Source organism: Corynebacterium pilbarense (assembly GCF_026930265.1).
GTDB classification, from domain to species: domain Bacteria; phylum Actinomycetota; class Actinomycetes; order Mycobacteriales; family Mycobacteriaceae; genus Corynebacterium; species Corynebacterium pilbarense.
Window position 1 is genome coordinate 20,464 of sequence record NZ_JANRML010000010.1, and the last position, 20,360, is coordinate 40,823.

At 63.8% G+C, this 20,360-nt stretch carries 18 protein-coding genes; 6 read left to right on the forward strand and 12 right to left on the reverse strand.

The genetic code is table 11. The features are described 5' to 3' along the window. Nucleotide 1: 1 nt before the first annotated feature. From NUW87_RS08170 to NUW87_RS08210, 9 genes are all read right to left on the reverse strand, one after another. On the reverse strand, nucleotides 2–2,875 hold the full coding sequence (locus NUW87_RS08170; protein WP_269028005.1) for a DEAD/DEAH box helicase: 2,874 nt from the start codon (nucleotides 2,873–2,875) through the stop codon (nucleotides 2–4). A 116-nt stretch (nucleotides 2,876–2,991) separates the two neighbouring features. Further along, nucleotides 2,992–3,537 (reverse strand): hypothetical protein, encoded by a 546-nt coding sequence (locus NUW87_RS08175; RefSeq protein WP_126858165.1) that lies wholly within the window; start codon nucleotides 3,535–3,537, stop codon nucleotides 2,992–2,994. Nucleotides 3,538–3,599: 62 nt separating this feature from the next. After that, entirely contained in the window at nucleotides 3,600–4,586 is a 987-nt protein-coding gene (locus tag NUW87_RS08180) for an ImmA/IrrE family metallo-endopeptidase (protein ID WP_269028006.1), read from the reverse strand. A gap of 51 nt (nucleotides 4,587–4,637) precedes the next feature. Beyond that, a complete protein-coding gene (locus NUW87_RS08185) occupies nucleotides 4,638–4,973 on the reverse strand; it encodes a type II toxin-antitoxin system HicB family antitoxin (protein WP_269028007.1) in 336 nt (111 codons plus the stop codon). Next, a complete protein-coding gene (locus tag NUW87_RS08190) occupies nucleotides 4,966–6,132 on the reverse strand; it encodes a DUF3322 domain-containing protein (protein ID WP_269028008.1) in 1,167 nt (388 codons plus the stop codon). The genes NUW87_RS08185 and NUW87_RS08190 overlap by 8 nt, the downstream gene beginning before the upstream one ends. Next, the gene (locus NUW87_RS11795; RefSeq protein WP_269028009.1) at nucleotides 6,119–9,406 is read right to left on the reverse strand and encodes an ATP-binding protein; all 3,288 of its coding nucleotides are present in this window, start codon (nucleotides 9,404–9,406) and stop codon (nucleotides 6,119–6,121) included. Before NUW87_RS11795 ends, NUW87_RS08190 begins: the two co-directional genes overlap by 14 nt. Further along, nucleotides 9,403–10,002, reverse strand: coding sequence for a DUF4194 domain-containing protein (locus tag NUW87_RS08200; protein WP_070483266.1), 600 nt, complete (start codon nucleotides 10,000–10,002; stop codon nucleotides 9,403–9,405). Before NUW87_RS08200 ends, NUW87_RS11795 begins: the two co-directional genes overlap by 4 nt. Then, nucleotides 9,999–11,465 carry a DUF3375 domain-containing protein gene (locus NUW87_RS08205; protein ID WP_269028010.1) on the reverse strand — a complete coding sequence of 489 codons (1,467 nt, stop codon included), beginning with the start codon at nucleotides 11,463–11,465 and terminating at the stop codon, nucleotides 9,999–10,001. The genes NUW87_RS08200 and NUW87_RS08205 overlap by 4 nt, the downstream gene beginning before the upstream one ends. 347 nt (nucleotides 11,466–11,812) lie before the next feature. Further along, nucleotides 11,813–13,252 carry a DUF5129 domain-containing protein gene (locus tag NUW87_RS08210; RefSeq protein ID WP_269028011.1) on the reverse strand — a complete coding sequence of 480 codons (1,440 nt, stop codon included), beginning with the start codon at nucleotides 13,250–13,252 and terminating at the stop codon, nucleotides 11,813–11,815. Nucleotides 13,253–13,356: 104 nt separating this feature from the next. Here NUW87_RS08210 and NUW87_RS08215 point away from each other — a divergent pair, with 104 nt between their 5' ends. The 4 genes from NUW87_RS08215 (at nucleotide 13,357) to NUW87_RS08230 (ending at nucleotide 15,436) form a co-directional block, all read left to right on the forward strand. Beyond that, nucleotides 13,357–13,800, forward strand: coding sequence for a hypothetical protein (locus tag NUW87_RS08215; RefSeq protein ID WP_269028012.1), 444 nt, complete (start codon nucleotides 13,357–13,359; stop codon nucleotides 13,798–13,800). A 156-nt stretch (nucleotides 13,801–13,956) separates the two neighbouring features. Further along, the gene (locus NUW87_RS08220) at nucleotides 13,957–14,313 is read left to right on the forward strand and encodes a hypothetical protein (protein ID WP_239219570.1); all 357 of its coding nucleotides are present in this window, start codon (nucleotides 13,957–13,959) and stop codon (nucleotides 14,311–14,313) included. A 110-nt stretch (nucleotides 14,314–14,423) separates the two neighbouring features. After that, nucleotides 14,424–14,840 carry a hypothetical protein gene (locus tag NUW87_RS08225; RefSeq protein WP_269028013.1) on the forward strand — a complete coding sequence of 139 codons (417 nt, stop codon included), beginning with the start codon at nucleotides 14,424–14,426 and terminating at the stop codon, nucleotides 14,838–14,840. A 173-nt stretch (nucleotides 14,841–15,013) separates the two neighbouring features. Then, on the forward strand, nucleotides 15,014–15,436 hold the full coding sequence (locus NUW87_RS08230) for a hypothetical protein (RefSeq protein ID WP_269028014.1): 423 nt from the start codon (nucleotides 15,014–15,016) through the stop codon (nucleotides 15,434–15,436). A 65-nt stretch (nucleotides 15,437–15,501) separates the two neighbouring features. Here the strand turns inward: NUW87_RS08230 and NUW87_RS08235 are convergent, their stop codons facing one another. The 3 genes from NUW87_RS08235 to NUW87_RS08245 form a co-directional block, all read right to left on the reverse strand. Further along, nucleotides 15,502–16,209 (reverse strand): hypothetical protein, encoded by a 708-nt coding sequence (locus NUW87_RS08235; RefSeq protein WP_269028015.1) that lies wholly within the window; start codon nucleotides 16,207–16,209, stop codon nucleotides 15,502–15,504. Nucleotides 16,210–16,277: 68 nt separating this feature from the next. Next, nucleotides 16,278–17,972, reverse strand: coding sequence for an ATP-binding protein (locus NUW87_RS08240; RefSeq protein ID WP_269028016.1), 1,695 nt, complete (start codon nucleotides 17,970–17,972; stop codon nucleotides 16,278–16,280). A gap of 222 nt (nucleotides 17,973–18,194) precedes the next feature. Continuing rightward, complete coding sequence (locus tag NUW87_RS08245; protein ID WP_239219552.1) at nucleotides 18,195–19,427, reverse strand: dicarboxylate/amino acid:cation symporter; 1,233 nt, start codon at nucleotides 19,425–19,427, stop codon at nucleotides 18,195–18,197. An 87-nt stretch (nucleotides 19,428–19,514) separates the two neighbouring features. Between NUW87_RS08245 and NUW87_RS08250 the strand changes: the two genes are divergently transcribed. Further along, a complete protein-coding gene (locus NUW87_RS08250; protein ID WP_238635415.1) occupies nucleotides 19,515–19,964 on the forward strand; it encodes an SdpI family protein in 450 nt (149 codons plus the stop codon). A 6-nt stretch (nucleotides 19,965–19,970) separates the two neighbouring features. Further along, nucleotides 19,971–20,180 carry a winged helix-turn-helix domain-containing protein gene (locus NUW87_RS08255; RefSeq protein WP_239219550.1) on the forward strand — a complete coding sequence of 70 codons (210 nt, stop codon included), beginning with the start codon at nucleotides 19,971–19,973 and terminating at the stop codon, nucleotides 20,178–20,180. The last annotated feature ends 180 nt before the right edge of the window (nucleotides 20,181–20,360 follow it).

The following is a 20,360-nucleotide window of genomic DNA, read 5'->3' on the forward strand; positions in this document are numbered from 1 at the left end:
TCTACTGCTCCTTCGGCAGGACGAGGACGAGCGGGCGGATAAGTTCACGGTCTGGTTCAAGCGAGGCGATCAGCGCGCGCTCCTCGGCGATGAGGTTCGCGGAGCGGCCTGCGCGCACGGTTGTCTGGCTGCCGTCCTTGGTGTGCTGCCAGCGGTCGGCGCGGTCGATCCAGTACTTGATGCGCTGTGATGCGTGATTGCGGGCCGCGGCCATCATCGGCTGGAGCTGGTTGCCCGCCACCTCCACAGAGGAGGCGACGAGTTCCTGCGCGTTGTCGGGCAGGGTGAGCGTCTCCGGGTTGATGGCGTTTTCAGTCAGCCCGACGCTGCGCAGCCAGGCCACCGGGTCCTCAATGGTCTTGGGCAACATGCCGCCTGCGACGGTGACAAAGGCGCGGGAGACCACCTGGCCGCGCTTGTTAGTCAGGGTTGCCATGAGCAGCACGGTGGGCATGTCCACCTCGCCCGCGATAGCGGTGATCTGGCCAGACGACAGCGACGCCAGCGCGCGATCGGCGGCCCAGTCCGTCACCGGGTGCAGGGGACCTAAGAAGTGGGCCTTGGGCCATGTGGAGCCGTCCTGGCCCGTGCGGGCGTTGCGCAGAATCGTGTTACCCACCGCGGTGTTGGTGGCCAAGAGGAACTTCTCGCGGACCTTGCGGTCTGCCAGGTAGTCCTGCGGCAGGATGTCCAGGCGGCGGCGCAGGTCCTCCGGCGGTGCGAGCTCGGCGACGCCGTTGTTGCCCAACTCGTAGGCGACGCCGTTGGCGCCGAGGGGTTTCTCCGGGGCACCGTAGAAGGCCTCTTTCAGGGCGTCTTCGAGGTAGCTGATCTCCGAGGCGTACAGGCTGGTGGTGTGCGCTGGTGTGACGGTTTGGCCTGGGGCAGGGGTGCCCGAAGGGTCGTCGCTAAGCCCAAAGCCCGACAGCCAGAAGTCGATGAGGTCTTCCTCCGACTCCGCGTCGGTGTTGGCGATCTGCTCCGGGGTTTTCACCACCTCGTCGAAGCCGGCCTGGTTTTGGATGACCTTGCGGATCTCCTCTTCCTCGCCGTTGATGGTGTGCTTGCCGATGAGCGAGCCGACGTCTCCAAGCAACGCATGCGCCTCGTTCTCACGGTTGATCAGCTTGGCCAGCACGTGCAGCTCGCCCACGTAGCCGCCCTGCTTCGTGTCCAACAGGAGTGCCGCGATCTGCGGGGGCTCCGTTTGCCCGTAGCGGTCCACGCGGCCGTTGCGCTGCTGGATGCGGATCAGCGACCACGGGATGTCGTAGTGGATCAGGTTGTGGCACAGGGTATGCAGGTTCACACCTTCCGACGCCACGTCGCCAGTTATGAGGATGCGCAGCTTGGAGTCCTCTCGCTTGAACTCGTCCACCAGACGCATCTGCTCTTCGTCCGAGAGCCCGCCGTGCATGACCGCTACCGCAGCTGCCGGCATCTTCAGATCCTTGGTCAGGTGCTCCTTGAGCCAATGCAGCGTGGCCACGCGCTCGGAGAAAACCACCGCGCGGGTTTTCTTGCCCTTGCCCACGCCGATCTCCTGGAGGTAGTTCACCAACGCGGCGTACTTGTTGGAGTTCTGACGAGTGACCTTGGCGTTGAGCTCTGCCAGGCGTTGAAGGGCCTGACGCTGATTGGTGTCAGATTCTGGGACGCGCTTGAGGCGGTTGTCGATGGTCTCGCCGAGCGCGGCGGGGGAGGAGAGGAAGGCTTTGACCAACGTCCAGGGGAACAGGCGGTCCTTCGCCGGGTTGGCGTTCGTGTGGATCCAGGTCTGCTCCAGCTCGCCAGCGACGGCGTTTTCCTCCGCGGAGGCTTCCACCGGGATGTTTTCGGGCTCCTTGCGCTCCGCCCACTGCTCGCCGACCACGCTCGCCACCTCGTCGCTGTGGCGATGGCGACGGATGAGCAGGCGGGACACCGCGTCTTTGTCGATCTCGCCGTTGGGCAACACGGCGGTGGGGTCGAGCAGACGCAGGATCTCCTTGAAGCTCTCCGGGTCACCGTTGTGCGGGGTGGCAGACGCCAGCAGCAGCGCCTCCGTGGTGGGGGCGAGGGTGCGGGCCAGTTCATTATTCTGGGTGCCCACGTTGGTGGCGTTGTGGATCTCATCGATCACCACCGCATCCCAACGCACCTTCTCCAGCTGGGCGCGGTACTTCGGGCTCTTCAGCGTGTCCATGGACACGATCACGCGGGGGAAGTACGTAAACGGGTTCCGGCTGGCCGGCAGCATCTGACGCACGCGCTGGATACCCGTGGAGTCCAGGCGCACCAGCGGGATGGCAAAGCGGGACCACAGTTCCTGCTGGAACTGCTCCATGATGTGCTTCGGCGTGACCACCAGGATGCGCTCGCCGCGGCCGCGGCGAATCAGCTCGGAGAGGATCATGCCGATCTCGAGCGTCTTGCCCAGGCCGACGGCATCGGCGATGAGGACGCGGGGTCGGAGGTTGTCGTCGGAAAGCGCCTTGCGTACGGCGGTGAGCTGGTAATCCAGCGGGTCCATGAGCATCTGATCCGCCACCGAGAGCTGCTCCTGGTACAGCGGCACCGGGGTTTGGCGCAGGGTGGTCTCCAGCCACAGGCGCGTCGTGCGGTAGCCGGGGGAGCGGTCCGGGACGACCTCCACCTTGGCGGGATCAAAGACCTCCACGTCATCGATGGCGGTGTAGAAGCTCGCCGTGGTGTCGCGCACGTAATCCGACAGGCCGCGAACCTTGAGCAGGTAGCCGTCGACGGACTGGATGATGCTGGTGATCAGCCACAGCTCGTCGCGGACCTTGACCATGAGGCCCGGCGCGTAGGCGGTGGAGTTCGCCGCGTTGTCGGTGCGCGCTTCCGGCGCTGCTTCCTGCGTGGGAGAAGACATACTAGGCAGGTTATCCGGCGCGCCCGATGCGGGGGAGGTTTATATCGGACGAGTGTTTGAGCTAGGGATGACGACGGGACGTTTCACGTGAAACTGCGTTGGTGTTGGGGCGCCAGCTAGATGACTGGCTGGTGGGTGTAGCCAGCCTCTGGCGTGTAGGTCCACTGCTCGTTGAGGTGGTCGATGAAGCTGATCTTGTCCACGCGCCAGGTGTTGGCGTACACCACGGGCTTAAACCTCTCGTTCTCGTTGATGGAGACGAGATTGCCCCAGCCATACTTCGTCGTTTTGTGCTCGATGAAGAACTCACCCACCGGAAGCGCGACCATCTGGTGAGACTCGTGGCAGGTCCGTTCCTTGTCCTTGCACTTGACCTCCACCCGGAAATCCTTCACCACCGTCGCACGCGGGCCCTTGTTACTGATCACCACTCCCCACTGGTTATCGTCCCGCTTCGCCCAGTAGGCGTAGACGCTCATCGCAACCGCATTGCGCCGTTGCTCCTCGTCCTTTTCGCGTTCCTCGTCCTTGAACTTCTGGCTGTCGTCGCGGGTCTTTTCAGCAAGCTCGTTGGCCTGCTTCGATGTCTGCAGAGCCATGGCGGCCAGCACTGCTGCGGCGACAGCCGCGATCGCCTCAATGAGTGAAATCAAAATGGTCATGCTGGTGACGGTAAAGGGCAAACGCGGGTGCTGCAGGGTAAGTGCTGGTCTAGAGCACGGAATTACGTATTCACGAGCTTGGAGAGCGTCGCATAAGTACTGACCCCAAGGTGGCGGGACACTTCGCTATCCGCGATTTGCCCATGGCTCCAAGCATGAGTGATCGAGTCGAAGAAACGACTGCCTACGCGCGAGCACACCACTGTGCGAAATGGGGGAGCGCCCCCGCTTTCGTGCTGGTCGGCTGGATGCGCTTCGTGTACCCCGGCCGCATTCGTAGCTTCTTTGCATGAGGTGAAGGCCAACTCCACTGCCTCCGACGGAGCGATCACCGCATCAGCGAACCGGTTGCACCAACGCTCGACGTCCGCATGTTCAGAGTGATCAGAGATACCGGTGCACCCAAGAACAACGTGGCCCAATTCGTGGGCCAAGCTGAACAACTGGGCAGTTTTGGCATCCGCGGTGTTAACAAACACCAAGACGTAGCCGCCGTCTTCGATCGTGAAGCCTCGGAACTCGCCGACGCTGAGCCTTCTCGAAGTTGTGTTCCCGACAATCGAGTTTCTCGCCACTAAGATTCCATCTTCCTCCATGGCCGCAGCGAGCTCGGCTACTTTGTCGCTTCCCGGGAGTGGCTTGCCTCTCTCGATACCAAGAAGTTCCCTGGTTCGCTCTGCCGTTTCAGCCGGATCCTGCTCGATCGTGGCCGAGACATACATCGTCGGCGGGGCGATGCCCTCTTCAGCAGCGAAATCGGCGTACCAAGCGAGCCTGTTCTGACTCGAGCTGATAGTTTCCCGCAAGTCGGCACTCACGGTGCCCATCGTTTTGTTCCCGACGGTCCGAAAGTCCGTCACACCCACTCGTTCACCCGACGGCTCGTCCAATAGCAATCGGCCGAACGGAATGCGGGCAAGCTTCGCGAGCTCCCTCGCCTGCTTCAGCGTTGGGCGAGTCTCACCCGAGTGCCACTGTGGAAGCTTGGGGAATCGCTTCTTCAATTCAGCTTCCGGCAGGCCAGTGCTATCCAGCGCCCATGCAAGCATGTGAGGCTGGATATTGACCCGGACAACGCTCATCCCGACCGAAGTTCCCGTTTACGCGCTCGCGAGCTTTTGCGTCACCCAAGCGTTCAAGGACACACCCTCCCGCGCAGCGTCCATGGCAAGGCGACGGTGGAGAGAACTGCTGACACGCACGTTGAACCGTCCGGAAAAGTCGCGCTGACCGAACGGCTGGGGGATAGGTTCCCCGGTTTGCTGCATGTCCGCGATTACCTCAGCAACAAGCGACCGGAGCCCGGCACTCGACCGCTGGGCGTCCTCATCGAGCCAGCTCAAGGACGGGAACTCGGCAACGGTGGACACGTACTCACCGTCCTCCTCAGACCAGAAGGTTTGGTAGGTGTACTTATCCGACAAGCGTTCAGCCATCGTCTTCTCCTGCGACGTTAGTGGTACCGCCCACGGTACCAGCCCACACCGCCTGAAACTCCGGCATCGCCAACGCCCACTCCAACGACACGCGCTCCTGCTCCAATCGCTTTGCACCGGAGGCGACCAGGAACCGGCGGGCGCGTTCCTCGTCGTCGGTGAGGTGGGGGAGCACCCGGGTCGTGTCGCCGGGGTCGGCCACGGCGAGGTGCAGGAAGCGCTGCACCGTCTCCACGTCCATGGCCACGCTGACAACGGGGACGGAGGCGCCGTCGGCAGCCAGGCGGGTGCGCAACGCATTCAGGATGGCGTAACCGTCCGCATCCGCGTCGCCCCAGTACAGCACCCGGCGCGCCGCGCGCACCCACGGCAACTCCGGCAGCGCACCGGCGGTATACCCGGAGCCCCACACCAACACCGCATTGGAACCCTCGGGCGCCTGGGGGAGTGCTAAGAACGTCTCTTTGTTCTCCACCACGATCACAAGCAAACCGTCCGGCAAATCCAACGACCCGAACGGAACCGCCACATCGAGCAACCCGGGCGCGGGCGCCAGCGCTCCATCCAGAAACCGCACGCGCATCAGCCGGTCGCCCTCGGCAAGGCCCAGGTCAGACACCCCGAGCAGGCGCTGCAGCAGGCCGCGGTGGGAGGCGATCCACTTCGTGTCCAGCCCTTCGATGGGTACGGCGCGGGCGCGCAGGCCCGACGAAGGTTTCACGTGAAACCATCGCAAGGCGAGGCACAGGCGGTTGAAGTCATCGTCCGACAACCCGAGCCAGGACGACCACAAGTGCGCCGCCCGCTCCCGAAACTCCGGCCAATCCGGGAACAGCTCAACCAACACCGCGAACCGCTCGCGGGCCAGCGCAACCTCCGCGGCGCGCCCCGCCACCTCGGCCACGCGGTCCCATCCGGACAGAGTCACGCGCACGGGTAAGTCCTGTTTGCCCAGACCTGCCCAGGAGCGGGTGGCCCACTCCACCTCCTCAGTGGGCTCCCAGGCTTGCCAGGCGCGAACGAACTCGCGGGCACCGGCCTCGTCGGCAAGCACCTGCGCGCGTGTAGGCGGATGCAGTGGCATGGAGACGGCCGAAGGTTCGTCGAGAAGCAAAAGCTCCATGTTGAACTTGACGGGCAACTGGTCAGGCAGGCGCATGGGTATCAATGAGTTCGAAAGTTGAACGCGCGACGGGGTCCTCGGTGTAGTGGACCACGATGGTGCCGTCGACGTAAGGGGAGAGGGTCTTGATCAGCTTCATCGGCGTGGCCAGCACCATGTGGAAGCCGAAGCTTTCAAACACGTCCATGGCGGTGCGGGTGAACACGGGGTCGGCGCGGTCGAAGGCCTCGTCGAGCACCACGGTGGCGTAGCGGGGCACGTCCGCATCCACCCCGGCAAGGCGGTAACGCAACGCCGCGGCGAGGCAGAAAAACACCAGCTTCTGCGCCTGGCCGCCTGACAACGACGCGGAATCCACGTGCGTGTTGTGCACCGTGCCCTCGGCGTCCACCTCGTTGCCCACGAACTTCACATGCCTGCGGGTGTCCAGTACGACGCTGCGCCAACTACGGTCAGCACGCTCGGAGGAGCCGAGGCGGTCCATGATCTTGGCCAGGCGGTGGTAGCGCTCGATGGCGGTCTTCTCGTCCGCCTCGCTCAAGCTGCCGGCGGTCGCTTCGCGCAGGTCCTGTAGAAAGTCACGCACGACGCGGTCTCGGTTGTCGCGGACCTCAATCTGCAGGTAGCGCCCCTCGGTGTACGGGGAGCGGCGCAGCGACGCGTTGATGGGGCCCAGGTTCGTCTCAATGTCGCTCTTCGCGCGCTGCAGCTCCTTGTAAATCGTGTTCAGGTGCATCACCGACTGGCCGTTGAGCAGGTCCAAGAAGCGGCCGCGGAACTCCGGCAGGCGGTCCGAGCGCAGCATCTCCAACCGCGCGATAGCCTCGCCGGCGAAATCGGCCGTGGCCTGCAGTTCCGCGGACTCCGCGGACCATTGGGATTTGTAGTTGGACAGGATGTTCACGATGGCGTTGCTGGACTCCGTGATCGTCTTCGCCGCCTGCTTCGCCTGCGCATCTAGCTGCGCGGTGACCTTGAAGGCGCTGTCGCTCAAGTTCTCCGGAGTCAGGCGGCGCGTGGTGGCCGCCAGCATCGCCTCGAGCTGCTCCGCCAGCGCCGGGTCCACCTCCACGTGCTCCGACTCGATCCGCTTCAGCCGTGCCTGATCGTCCTGCAGCGCCCGTTTGGCCACCGCGAGCTCGTCGCGCACGCCGCGCAACTCCAGATCGGTGGCCTTCAGCGTGTCGGACGCCTCACGCAACGCCCGCTCCAGCTCCTTGGCTTCGGGGGAGGAGGTGAGCCGCTCAAGCTCAGCGCGCAGGCCAGCCAACTGCTCCTCGACGCTCGCGGTGTCCACGCTGGCCCACTCCATGGCGGCAATATCCCGCGCCTTTGCCACGTCGCTGGCCAGCGCCTCCTGCTTGCGCCGCACCTCCGCCAGACGGTTGCTCGCCGCCGTCGTTGCGCGTTTCGCCTCCGCAAGCTCCGCGCGCAGCGCCTCCACCTTGGCGTGGTTGGAGGAGCCGAGGCGGTAGTTGCGCCGCTCGCCCAGGCGCTGCCGGTCGTTCTTCACGTACCGGGCGGAGCCGGTCCTATCCGCCGGGTTGCGCTCCAAGCCGTCGATGGTGGCCGCGCGCTGGTCTTGCCGCTCCAACTCTTCCACGGTGCGCACCAGGGCGTAGTCGAAGGTGGTGGACAGCATGCGCATCAGCCAGGGGCGCATCGGGTGCTCCACCACGCGCACCTTATGAAACAGGCTGAGCGGGTTCTTCGGCCCGCGCGGGACGTCCACGCCCTCGGGCACGGTGCGGTACTCAAGCCGCATCCCGAGGTGACGCCCGTTGACCCAACTGCTCACCTCGCGCTCACGCTCCGCCGGCACAAGCAGCGTCGCCGCAAAGCCGCCGAGCAGGCGCTGGATCACGGGTTCCCATTCGGCGTGCTCGGGCAGCACGTCGATCAGCTCGCCCACGTACGGCAGCTCGCGCACCGTCAGCCCGGTATCCGCGCACAACTGCGCGCGCACCTCCACGTAGCGCTGGTCAATGTTGGAGGAGCGGTTGCCTAACGACGCCAACTCCGCCCCCACGGCCGCCTCCGCGCTAGCAAGCCGGTCCCGCTCACTTCTCGCGCCAAACCATTCTTCACGCAGCCGCTCTTCTTGCTCCGGCGCGGCCGCCAGCTCCGCCGACGCCTGGGCTTTCAGCTCCGCGAAACGCTCGGTGTCGAGCGCTCCGTCCAGCTGCACCAGGGCCGACAGTTCGCGCAGCTTCGCGCTCCGCGCAACAAGCTCGTGCTCCTCGCGGGAGATGTTGCGCTCGATCTCGCCCAGGCTCTGGCCGGCCACCTGCTCCCGCTGCACCGCGGCGCGCTGCACCGCCTCCTGCTGGACGTCCTTGCGGGCTTCGAGAGATTGCGTCTGCACTTCGAGGGCGGCGAGTTGCGCGGAGCTGACGTCGATACGCTCGCGCAGCTGCTTCGCCTCAATCGCACGCCGCACGTTGGGCAGGGCGGCAGAAAGCGCGGCGGTGTTCTCCTGTGTCGCCTGCGCATCCTTGAGTTTGGTGTTCAGCCCCGGCAGGGGAGCGAGCGTCTCAATCTGCTGGTGCACGTCCTCGAGCCGCTCGTACGCTTGGCGCAGATCCTCGTGCGTGGCCACGGCATCTTCCGCGACCTGGAACGTGCCCGGTACGTCCAGCATGTAGTTGCGGAACAGCTCGTCCATGCTGGACAAGGACTTCGCGGACTGCGTGCGGTGCAGCAGCATCTGCGCTTCCTCGCTGCCGATACCCAGCTTGGAGCGGAAGCGGTTGGCAAACACGGAGTACTGGTCCGTGAACGTCACGCCGGCCGTTTTGTACTTCGCCTCCAGCTTGCGCTTGTCCAGGGAGTTCTGCAGCAGCGGCACGAACCCGTCCACGTCCACCTCGCTGGGGAAGATGCCGTAGAGCGTTTTCACCTGCGCTTCCTGCTGCTGGCCCGCGTTTAGGCGGTAGATCGCCGCGAGCGTGAGCACCTCGTTTCCGGCGCGGTAGGTCAACGCGACAATGCTGGCAGTCGCGCCTGAGCGCAGGTACTGGCTGCGGATCTCGCCGGTGGCCGGGTCTTCGCTGCGCCGCCACGCGCCGCGGATGTAGGACACGCGGCTGCGTCCCTTGTCGCGGCCCGTTTCCTGCTGGGCCGCGGCGTTGAAACGCAGCTTGCCGGGAGGGACGAGCACGGCGGAAAACGCGTCGATAAGCGTGGACTTGCCCGAGCCGGACGCTCCAGTGATCAAAAACCCGCGCTCGCCAACGGGGATGTCGTAGTAGCCGTCGAACGTGCCCCAGTTGACCAGCTGCACGCGCGCGAGACGAAATTGCTCTATCACTGTTCTTCCCCTTCCTGTGCCAGGCGCAGGTACTCCTCGCGCAGCGCGTGGACCGTGTCAGCGTCGAAGATGTGGCGCAGCACGGGGGAGACCTCCCAGCGCCCCTCGGTCTCCGTGTCGGTGAGCAGGCTGTACTTGCGGATGGTGTTCACCGCCGCGGTGAACCGCTTCTTAAACCCGGACTCGTCGCGGTTATCCACCGCGCGGACGTAGCTAATGGCGCTATACAGCTCGTCTTCGCCCACCACCACACGCTCGCCTGGGGTGGACATGCCCAGCTCGTGGCGCAGCTGCAGCAGGATCGCGGTTTGCAGGTGCGTCAGCGCCTCTGTGCGCAGCACCGGCGGCACCTTCACGTCCTCGTTGTCCGGGCGAACGTGTCGCGTGAACGCGATGCCGGCGTCCTCGTCCACAACCAGCTCCAAAAACACGTCGTGCAGCCGCGAGCGCAGCGTCTCCGTGTCGGTGGTGATGGCGTGCCACGTCTCCTTCTTCCGATCGGCGGTGATCAGCGGGCCTTTGAGCAGGTCCACCAGGGCGCGCCGGGTTTCCTCGGACAGGGTGCCTGTGTCGCCCGTCCACAGCGGTTCCGTCATTGCATCTCCTTTACTGCTGCTGCGTCGAAGTGCCACCGCGGGACCGTCGCTAAGCGAATGCTCCCATCCTCTTCCTCGAAGCGCACCTCTTCGCTGCCGTCTTGCCGCACCCCGTGCTTAAGGGCCAGGTAGACAAGGCCCACCACCGACCCCAGGCCTTGGGTGGCGGGGTGGCGCTCGAGCACCTTGCCTATCGACGCCCCTCCGGCCCGCCCAACCGTCTCCCCAACAGCCGCAATCAGCTCCTCCAAATCGATCTCGCTTTCACGTACCGCCTGGTAGAGCGCCTCCGCGTCGCCCTCGCCGGGTTCGAACGCCTCCACCTCTGTGGTGATGACCTCCGCGCCGGGGTCCGCGAGCTTGATCTGCGCCACCGAGGCGATCTGCATGCCGATGCGCTGCAAGGGCGTGTCCATCTTGTGCGTGGCCGAAAGCTCCTCGCGCTCCGCGGCGTCGGCGGCGAGCTTGCGGGTGTCGCGCAACAGCTCGATCATGCGGCGGTCCTCGGCGAACTGCTCGCTGGCCACGTAGTTGCGCAGGTTGCGAGCCAGGCGCGTCATCATCCGGTTAACCTCGTAACCGGCGTCCTCCATGTCGCGGAACAGGGTGCGGAACTGCGCACGCTCTTCTGCCGTCATCGCCGTGTTGTCGGTGCGCTCGAGCACCTGCCCGATCCACGTGTCCAGCCACGCGCCGCGCTCCGGGTCCACCACCAGCGAGTAGAACGCGTTGAAGCTTCTGCCCGCGTCGGATTCGCCGATCAGGTCCACGCCGGCAAAGATCTCGTCCAGCACGTCGCCTCGCGAGCCCTCCGGGTCCAGCAGCTGGCGCCGCAGCTGCGTATTCAGCGTTTCCAGCTCGTGTCTCACGCGGGCGAAGTCGCCCGGGATCGCGCTCGCCTGGCCCAAGATGTCGCCCACCCGTTCGCGCACGGTGGCGGGGGAGGGCAACTCAAACTCACCGCGTTCCACCTGCTCAATCTCCGCCTCGATGCGGGCGCGTTCGGCCTCGAGATGCTTCAGGCGCGAATCGATGTCCGGGTCAGTGTCCCGCGCGAGCGCTTGCAGGGCATTGCTTATCGACGCCACCCGGCTCGCCGTCACCGTCGGCCTCGGTGCACTGACCCTGTCCATCATCTGCAGCGCGGTGAGCGCTTGCTCGCTCGGTTCGAGCGTTTCGCCCGTTTCCTTGGTGCCAGATTTGCGCACGAGCCACCCGGCCTTCACCCAGTCGTTGCAATACGCCTGGGGTGTTTTCGGCAGCTCGAACGTCCCGCGCAGCACCGCAAAATCGTCCGCCATGAGCTGGTAGAGCTGCTCCGCCGGCCTCGCCTCCGCGCCGCGCGGGAAGTGCTCCGCCACAACCGCGAGCAGCACCGGGGCGTTGTCCGCGTGCAACAGGCGGATCGCGGCCGACTGCTCCTTCTCACGCTTATACGTCAGCGCCCGGGCCTGGATGGTCATGCCAGCTATCTTCCCATAACCCCCTCCCACCTGCACCGAAAAACTTTTTTGCCCTACATGTAGACACACTGAGGGCGATAGTCTATATTCGCTTTTGGGCCCCTCCGCCCACGGTCCATCCCCCCGAGACCGGTTGAGCACTCACCCACCCCCCCATTTAGAGTGCGAGAAGGCGGAGGGGATTCCGCTATTCTTAGGAGTTTTCAAGCGGATACCCACCAAAAGGAGTGGCCCGCCACCTCGTGTTCTTAGGTGGCGGGCCGCGCTTCGAATTTCTCCACTTCCAAGTATAAACACGGATTGATTAAAGGGAAGTGTAAACGCGAAATGTGTGGAAAGTCACACCCTTAGAAGCTGGAGCTACCACCCCCGGCGCTAAATCCCGAGGAAGACACGGAGCTGCTGCTCGACGACGCCGCCTGTTCCGCCTGCACGTTGGACTCGTGCCAGGAGTGCATGTGCACGTACGGCACGTACCCGCCGTACCAGAACCCGGACTCGTACACCGCGGGCGCCGTCAGCTTCTCGTGCTCCTTGACGTCGCTGAACTGCTTCTTCTTCACCTGATCCAGGATCACGCGGTAATCGCCCAGCACGCGCACGAAGTCGTCCACGTAGGTGGGGGAGGAGGGGTTCGCGTCCAGCGCCTCGATGCGCTGCATCAGCAGGTCCAGCTCGCGGCGCAGGCCGGAATCCTCCACATCGCTGCGGGCGCGCAGCACGTCCTCGCGGATGGTGCTCAGGTCCGCCCGGCGCGTGGCCGGGTCGCCGTGTTCAACGCCAAAGAGGCGGTCGATGTTGTCCTCGGCGTTGGAGACGTGGTCCACACTCTCCGCGGCGTCCGCAAGCTGCTTGTGGTGCTTGTACACGTCCTTATCGTCGTCCATGTTGATGGAGCTGAGTCCCTGCGCGCCGTGCACCAGCTCGTTCATACTCAGGAAGCGGTCGCGCACCTCGGCCCACTGGCGGCGCAGCGTCTCGTCCGCGAACGCCGAGGACAGCGAGTTCGCCCGGACATCCACCTCGTCCAGGCGGCCCGCGAGACGGGTGTACTCGTGGGTGACAAGCTCATAGTCCTCGCGGGCTTTCGCAATTGCTTTACGACGGTTATTCCGCACCGCCGCCACACCCGCACCAACCGCCGTAGTAACGCCGAACCCGCCCAGGGCGGCGCCGAAAACCGCCCCAGAGCGTTCGCCCTGCGCGTCGCTGAACTTCCGGTCCGAAAGCCCGTCCGCGTCCAAGGCCAGGTTCGCAGCGCGGAAGAGACCGGAGGGGATGTTCCCATCGTTTACGCCCGGTTTCATCGCATCGAGCAGGGATTCGCGGTACGTGTCGTCGTTAAGCATGAGCTCCTCGGTGACATCGTCGCCGCCGTAAATGAACGCCTGGCGCGGATCCAGGCCCACGCCCACGATGAGCACGCCGTCGGCGGGGCGGCCGTTTTCGCCCTTGGACTGGTCGATCAGCTCGGGGTACTGCGAGCGCAGCAGCTCCTCCACATCGTCGAGGATGTTCTCGTGGTTGGTTTCGAACACCATGTAGTGGAAATCCGTGACCACATCGGCCGCGTTGATGTTGGCGGTGTCGCGCAACAGGCGCTGCTCGTCCTCGGGGGTGAGCGCGTCCTGTGGGTCGTCGATAGTGGCGCTCGGCGCCCCCGCAGCCTGGACGGTGTACTGATCGCGCTCCGGGGCGTCGATGGCGCTGTAGACGGCACCCGCACCACCAAGGCCGACAAGTGCGGCGACACCAAAGATGGCTGCTATCTCCTTCATCATTCCCATGTGCCTAGGGTAACCCCGCGTAACGCGATGTGATGGTTTGGCGATACGTCTTTCACACGTGCCAGATAACTGGCAGGTACCCGATTCACTAAAAGGAGATTGCCATGAAGCGCATCGCCACCGCTGCAGTTGCCGCAACCCTGTCCATGTCCGCTCTTTCCGCTCCGGCGTTCGCCGCTGACGCTGACACCGCCCCGGCCAAGGAGAACCAGGGCAGCTCCGCCCAGGCTGAGGGCGACCAGGCTCGCGAGAAGGTCGGCTCCTCCGAGGTATACAAGCAGTGCAAGGAGGGCAAGAAGGCCGAGTCCGAGCAGGGCAAGGACGCCACCGCCGGCAGGGACGGCGAAAAGGCCGAGCCGGGCAAGGAGAAGGGCTCCAACAACGCCACCGGCGAGTGCGTTCAGCAGCTCATCGACAACCCGGAGACCAAGCCCGGCATCCTGGGTCTCCTGATCGGCGTTCCGGTTGCCCTCGTGGCACTGCTCGGCGCTGTCGCAGCATTCTCCGGCGCTATCCCGGGCGTTCAGCTCCCGGCTCTGCCGTTCTAATTCAGCTCGCCTGAGCGTTTCTCGGCCCGGTCCCTCGGTGGGGCGGGCCGTTTTTCGTGTCTCAGTTTGGACACATTTTGCTGAGTTGCCGTGCGGGATTCTGTGGACACGTGTTGTTCTGGCTACGGGTTACCCGACCAACACAAGGAGAACACCATGAAGCGCATGACCACCGCTGCTGTTGCGGCAACACTGTCCCTGTCCGTCCTGGCCTCGTCGGCACATGCGGCTGAAGACGAGAAAACCTCGTCCGAGGTTTACCAGCACTGCCGCGGTCTGGTTGGCTCCGCGAATGAGAAGGAGAAGGAGGAACTCCGACAGAACGGCGGCTCCTCCAACCCGGACGCCGTGTGCATCAAGAGCATGCTCAACAGCCCGACCTACCGCGGTGGCGTCATCGCCGTCCTAGTCGGTGTGCCACTCGCCCTTGTGGCGCTACTCGGTGCCGCGGCCGCAGCTTCCGGCATGGTCCCGGGCGTTTCCTTCCCGGAGATGCCGAAGCTGCCGGTGTAGTCCGCCCCTTTTATCTCAATTTGGACACGATTCCCTGAAACGCTTGAAGGCTTTTCCTGAACACGTGTTAACTACGTTACAGGTAATCACACCGACATAAGGAGACAAATATGAAGCGCATCACTGCCGCTGCTCTCGCAGCAACCATGTCCGTGTCCGTTCTGACCGCACCGGCATTCGCCGCTGAAGGCGACGAGAAGATGGGGTCCTCCGAGGCGTACCAGAAGTGCCTCAAGGCTCAGAAGGAGCTCCAGCAGGATATCGACAAGGCCCCGACCGCAAAGGAAAAGGAGCGTCTCAAGAAGATTGTTGACGAGTCCCGCGAAGAGGCTGGAGTCGGCAGCTCCACCGACTCCGGTGTCTGCATCAAGGGCCTGACCCACAAGGAAAGCGACTACCGCTCCTCCGCACTGGGTGTCCTGATCGGCGTGCCGCTCGCCCTCGTTGCGCTGCTCGGTGCAGCAGCAGCGTTCTCCGGCTCCATCCCGGGCCTCTCCCTCCCGGCAGTGCCAGGCCTGCCGATGTAAGTTCCGCACCCGAATAACCCGGTTCCCGCAGCGTAGGGGCCGGGTTATTGTTCTGCTACGTACCAGTACGAGAGTTCCCCCTCGGCTCCCAAGGGTTTCGCAGATAGGCCCCGTAGAAAGTTTGTGATCCGGGCGAGACACCCCGGGATGAATCCGACACGAGAAGGAGAATTATGTCTGCAAACACTCGTATTGCCGCATCGGCTACCGCACTCGTGCTGGCTACCGCCGGCCTCACCGCCTGCAACGACAGCGACGGTGACACCGACACCACCGGGGTCAACCCGTCCGACGCCATCACCTCGGAGGACCCGGTGTCCGGCGGCTCCGCATCCGACGGTTCCGCGGGCGGTTCTTCCGCCGGCGGCTCCTCCGCAGACGGCTCCGTGTCTGACGGTTCCGCGGGCGGTTCCATGTCCGGCGGTTCCTCCGCGGGCGGTTCCTCCGCCGGCGGCTCCGCGTCCGGCGACACCGGCCTCGGCGGCGCGGAGATGACCGACGCCCCGCTCGGCGACGCGGAGATTACCGACTCTCCGCTGGGCGGCGCGGAGGCCCCGGAGGCGGTTGACCCGCTGAGCCCGCAGGTCACGCCGTAGGCTCGAAACCTGAAAAAGGCACCGGCGCGGAATATCCCTTCCTCCGCGCCGGTGCCTTTTCGTGATTAGAACGGCTCCTGCACCGCGTGGGTGATCATCACGGCATCGGCATCGATGCGTTCGTGCAATTGCCTATCGACGTCTTCCGGTCCATCCGACGTCAACAACCATCCCGCCCACGCGTCCTTGCCGGGGGAGAAGTGCCCGTCGCCTTTGCCGATGATGTTTAGCGTGGCATCCCTCAACCACAGCGGGCCGACCAACCCCGCATGCTCCGTTCCTTCGAGCGGGGCCACGTACGGCTGGTACGCAACGGCGTTGAGGTCGGCCACGGTGTCGTCGAAAAGCTTCTGCGCCAGCAGCATGTGCTCTGGCGAGCCGAGGTAGACGATGGTGGTGAGTGACAGGGGGCCCTGCGGCTCGTCGCGAAGTGTGAGGTCCATCAGGCCGCCGAGGCTGGCGGGGAGGTGCGTCGGGGCGTCGTGATCCTCGAAGAAGAATTTTTCGATGGCGTTGTCGCGGTTGGTGGTGGCGAAATCCACGAGCGCGTTGAGTTCGTACAGCCGCATCTGGTCCGGGGCGGGCAGGTTGTCGTAGGCCGCTTGGCAGCGCAGGTCCCAGAGGGTGAACTCGTCCTCGATGGGGTGGGGGCGAGGGGAAACCGCCGAGATGACAGCGCCGCTCGTCTCAATGCGCTGTCGGTAGAGCGCGTACGCCTCCTCCAGGTCGTGCTCGTGTGCCACAAAATGGGTGGTGACGATCTCGAAGGACATGCGCAAGAGAGTAGTCGATTGTGCAGGGCGAGGGGAGGTGCGGAGATCGGCGATGTTTCACGTGAAACCTACTTGGGGAGACGGTATTTTCGCTTCCTACTCGTCGGTGGTGCAGTGGGGATAATTTCATTTGCATCCACCAGGTTTCGGAGCCTGGGACGCAATGAATTCACACTCACTCCGAGATGGTCCGCGATGTCCCGTGCTGCAGCTTCCCCAACTTGCGAAAGGTAGGACATCAGCTCTCGGTCGACTTCGTCAAATTCGGGATCACCGACTGCCAGGACAAAGGTATCGCTGGTGCGACCCTCCCTGAGCAGATTGCGATCGGCCAGGTCACCCAGCAGCTCACGTGCATCATCGCTGTCGAGCCCGATATGTTCCCGCAACTCCTTGACCGACACACCACCGAGCCCTTGGGCAATAGCGAGCGCGATCTGCTCCTGTCGCGTACTTCCTGGCGCCACGGAGGCCAGCCATTGCGAAACCTCCGGATTGAGAACTCCAAAGCGATACAAGGTGACGGTGAACTCACCAATCCCCGCATCGAATTGTGGCTGAGGCAGACCGTAGCGTTCCATGCCCTTACGCATTCGTTGGATGCCGCTGCCTTGATTCTCCGCCACACGCATCGATCCTGAAGGAGTGGGCAGGTTGCTAAGAAGATTCGCGAGCGATGGATTACGGCTGACCGATCGATTTTCATCGATGTTGTCCACCGTCCGGTCACTCCACAAACCACCCGGACTGTTTACCTCAACTCGATCGGGGTACACGTCCACCTGCACTTGGCGGCCTTGAACTTGGGGGCTGTAGTCCCGATGCATCACCGCATTCACAATCGCTTCGCGTAACGCGATCTCGGGAATCTCGGGCTCGTCGACCATCGTCGATCCCACCTCCACTGAACGTGTTCGAAGGTTGCGCATTACCGCCTTAATTGCGTCCTCCACAGCGAGTGGCAGGGGACCGTCGCAATGGGCTCGATCCACAAACCTGGTTTCCGAGACGGACTTCTCTGGTGAAGGGTGCACAGCCACGTCGATGAACAGCTGCGGGAAAAATTGTTGAGGGTAGCGTCCGAGAGCTAAAGCACCAGCCAGGGTTGGGAGGCCAGCGCCGTCAAGTACGTGAAGACGTTCCAAGACTTCAGCGTCACTGGTCGTCCCAAGGCGGATACGAGAACCGCGTTTCTCCAACGATTCGATTAGGTCCCTCCATGCCTGCCCATCTAGGTCGTCGAGGCCAGCCTCACTAATGGGTGAGAGTTCCGAGAGGTCTGGCGTGTACAGCGTCGTGAGCTGAAACACTTCGTAGCTAGACAGCCTCTGGTCCCCATCCAAAACCCTCTTGTACGCGCCATCCCGCAGGCCTTGAGCTGTGACATAGCAGGGCATCTGCTGGCCCAATTGTGCGTCACCCCGCATCGGATGGACCCACACCAGAATCACCGGAGAACCATCGACCTCGTCAGTCTCAATGTCGAAACGGGGGATGGGTGTCACAGGAGGCTTCTCTTGCCCCTGGCGCAGCGCACTAATGAGTTGGTCGTTCATACGGGCAGAGTCAAACCCCGGCGCCGGAGTGAAGCTACCGTCACGTTGATTTTCCTGGATACCGAGGACAATTACTCCGCCTTTGGTGTTGGCAAAAGAGCTCACAGCTTTCCAGAACGCGGTATCGAGTTTCCCCGTTCCAGATTTCGCCTCAATACAGTGATCGTCGTTTCGTTGCCGTCGCAACCGTGCCATGATGTCATCCATGCGCTGACTCATACCGTCACTGTAGCCGGTAGCTTACAGTGATGGCCCATTTTCCCGTCACTTTTTACAGTGACAGACTCACTTTTACAGTGAAGGCCCATTTTCCCGTCACTTTTTACAGTGAGGGACGCTATCGATACAGTGACGTTTCCTAGTTTCACGTGAAACACGGCCAAAAGAAAACCGCCCCGGAGGGCGGTTGAGCGCGGCAGAAGGGGACTGCTACACAGCGGTGGAGCCGGTGGCGGGGGCGGCCGAAGGCTCGTCGATAGGCGACTGCTTGTGGATCTTGCCCGACGCGAACTTGTTCACGATGAGCGCGACCGCGCCGTCGCCGGTGACGTTGGCGGCGGTGCCGAAGGAGTCGACCACGATGTAGGACGCGATCATGAGCGAGAGCATCGAGTCGTCGAAGCCCAGGTTGGACTGCAGCAGGCCGGCAGCCGCCATGATGGCGCCGCCCGGCACGCCCGGGGCCGCGATCATCATGATGCCCAGCAGGAGGATGAAGCCGAAGATCTCGCCGCCGGAGACGTCCAGGCTGGCCATGTACACGATGGACAGCGCGTAGAGCATGATCTTCATCATCGAACCGGACAGCTGGATGGTGGCGCAAAGCGGGACCACGAAGCCGGCGACGTCTTCGTCCACGTTGTTTTTCAGCGTGGACTCGTAAGTGACCGGGATGGTCGCGGCGGACGACGAAGTGCCCAAGGCGGTGAAGTACGCCGGCAGCATGTTCTTCAGCGCCTTGAACGGGTTCACACCGGCGACCGCGCCGGCAACCAGGTATTGCAGCAGCACGATGAGCACGGTCATGACCACGGACAGCAGCAGCACCACACCCATGGCGGCCATGGTGTCGCCGAAGTTCTCGTTCATGCCCAGGCCCAGGAAGGTGCCGAAGATGTACAGCGGCAGCAGCGGGATCACGAACGTGACCACGACCTTGAGTACGACGTCGTTGAGCTCTTGCAGCACGTTGTACAGGTTGTCGGACTTCACCGCCGTCATTGCCAGGCCCACCACGAAGGCGAGCAGCAGCGAGGACATAATCGCCAGCGGCGGCGGCATCTCCACGGTGAAGTAGGGGGTCAGGCCGCCCTCGTCCGGGTCGGCCACGTTGGTAATCAAGTCCCTGCCGGCCAGCAGCTTCGGGTACAACGCGGTGCCGGTGCCCCAGGCGATCAGGCCGGAGATGACGGTGGAGCCGAAGGCCACACCCGCGGTGATGCCTAGCCACTTGCCGGCGCCTCGGCCCAGGCCCGCGATGGCGGGCGCGATGAGCGCGAAGATCAGCACCGGAACGAAGAAGCCGAGGAAGTTGGAGAACAGTCCGTTGAAGGTGATAAAGATACGGGCAAGCCAGTCCGGGAAGAACAGGCTGCACAGGAACCCGAGGATTATGGCGACAACTACCCAAAAGAGTAGCGACCCTAAGAACTTACTTTTCATGTGTCCAGAGTAGCCGGTGATTATACAGCAGACTGCATTTTTGGGGGCTTTTCTTTCGTGTCTGCCCTCGCCGTATGCTTGGGAGCCATGAGCCCGTTTGAAAATATGAGCACTCTCAACGTCGTTGTCGGCATCATCTTTATCCTGCTGACCCTGCTTCTGCTCATCCCCGGCGCGCTGGCCTCACTGGGCAACCTGCCGGGAAACAAGTGGTTCGGCCTGCACGTCCCGGCGGTGCGCAAGGACCGCGCGATTTGGGACCAGGCCCACAAGGTCGCCGGCCCGTTCTGGGTGCTGGCGGGTGTGGCGCTGGCGTTCGGCGCGGCCTTTTCCTTCATCGCCTCCGGGTGGATGTGGGTGCTGCCGGCGGTGGCGCTGGTGGCGGCCGTCGTCGCGGCGTCGTTGGGCGGCAACTTCGGCGCGCGTGCGGCCGCGGCGGTGGAGCAGGCGCGTGAGAAGCAGGCGGATGAGCCCAAGCCCGCAGTGAACATCGATGCTTTGCGACGAGCCGCCGGCCACGCCGACGAACAGAAGTAGGTGCCCATGACCTGGCACGAAGCGATCCTGACCGTGTTGCGCAAGGCGGGGGAGCCGATGGCGTACAAAGACATCGCCGCCGAAATCGTCCGCCGCGGTTTAGTGGATGCCCCGCACATGAACCCGGAGATTGCCACCCACGCCGCCATTACCGGCCTGAAGATGGACGGCCTGGTCGCCGCAGCCCCGCGGGGAAAGTACCGGCTCCCTGAATAAAATTCCCGGTGGAATACCGGTTCCGCTATAGTTGTCAATTGTGACGTACATGACTTCTTTGAACTGGTGGTGGCTCGCCTAACTGGCGCGCCCCCTTCGAAGTCACGGCCCGCCAGCTTGCACCCCAAGCGCCGCGGGCCTTTTTTCACCCTCGGTGCAATGAATACGACAGAACCGAGG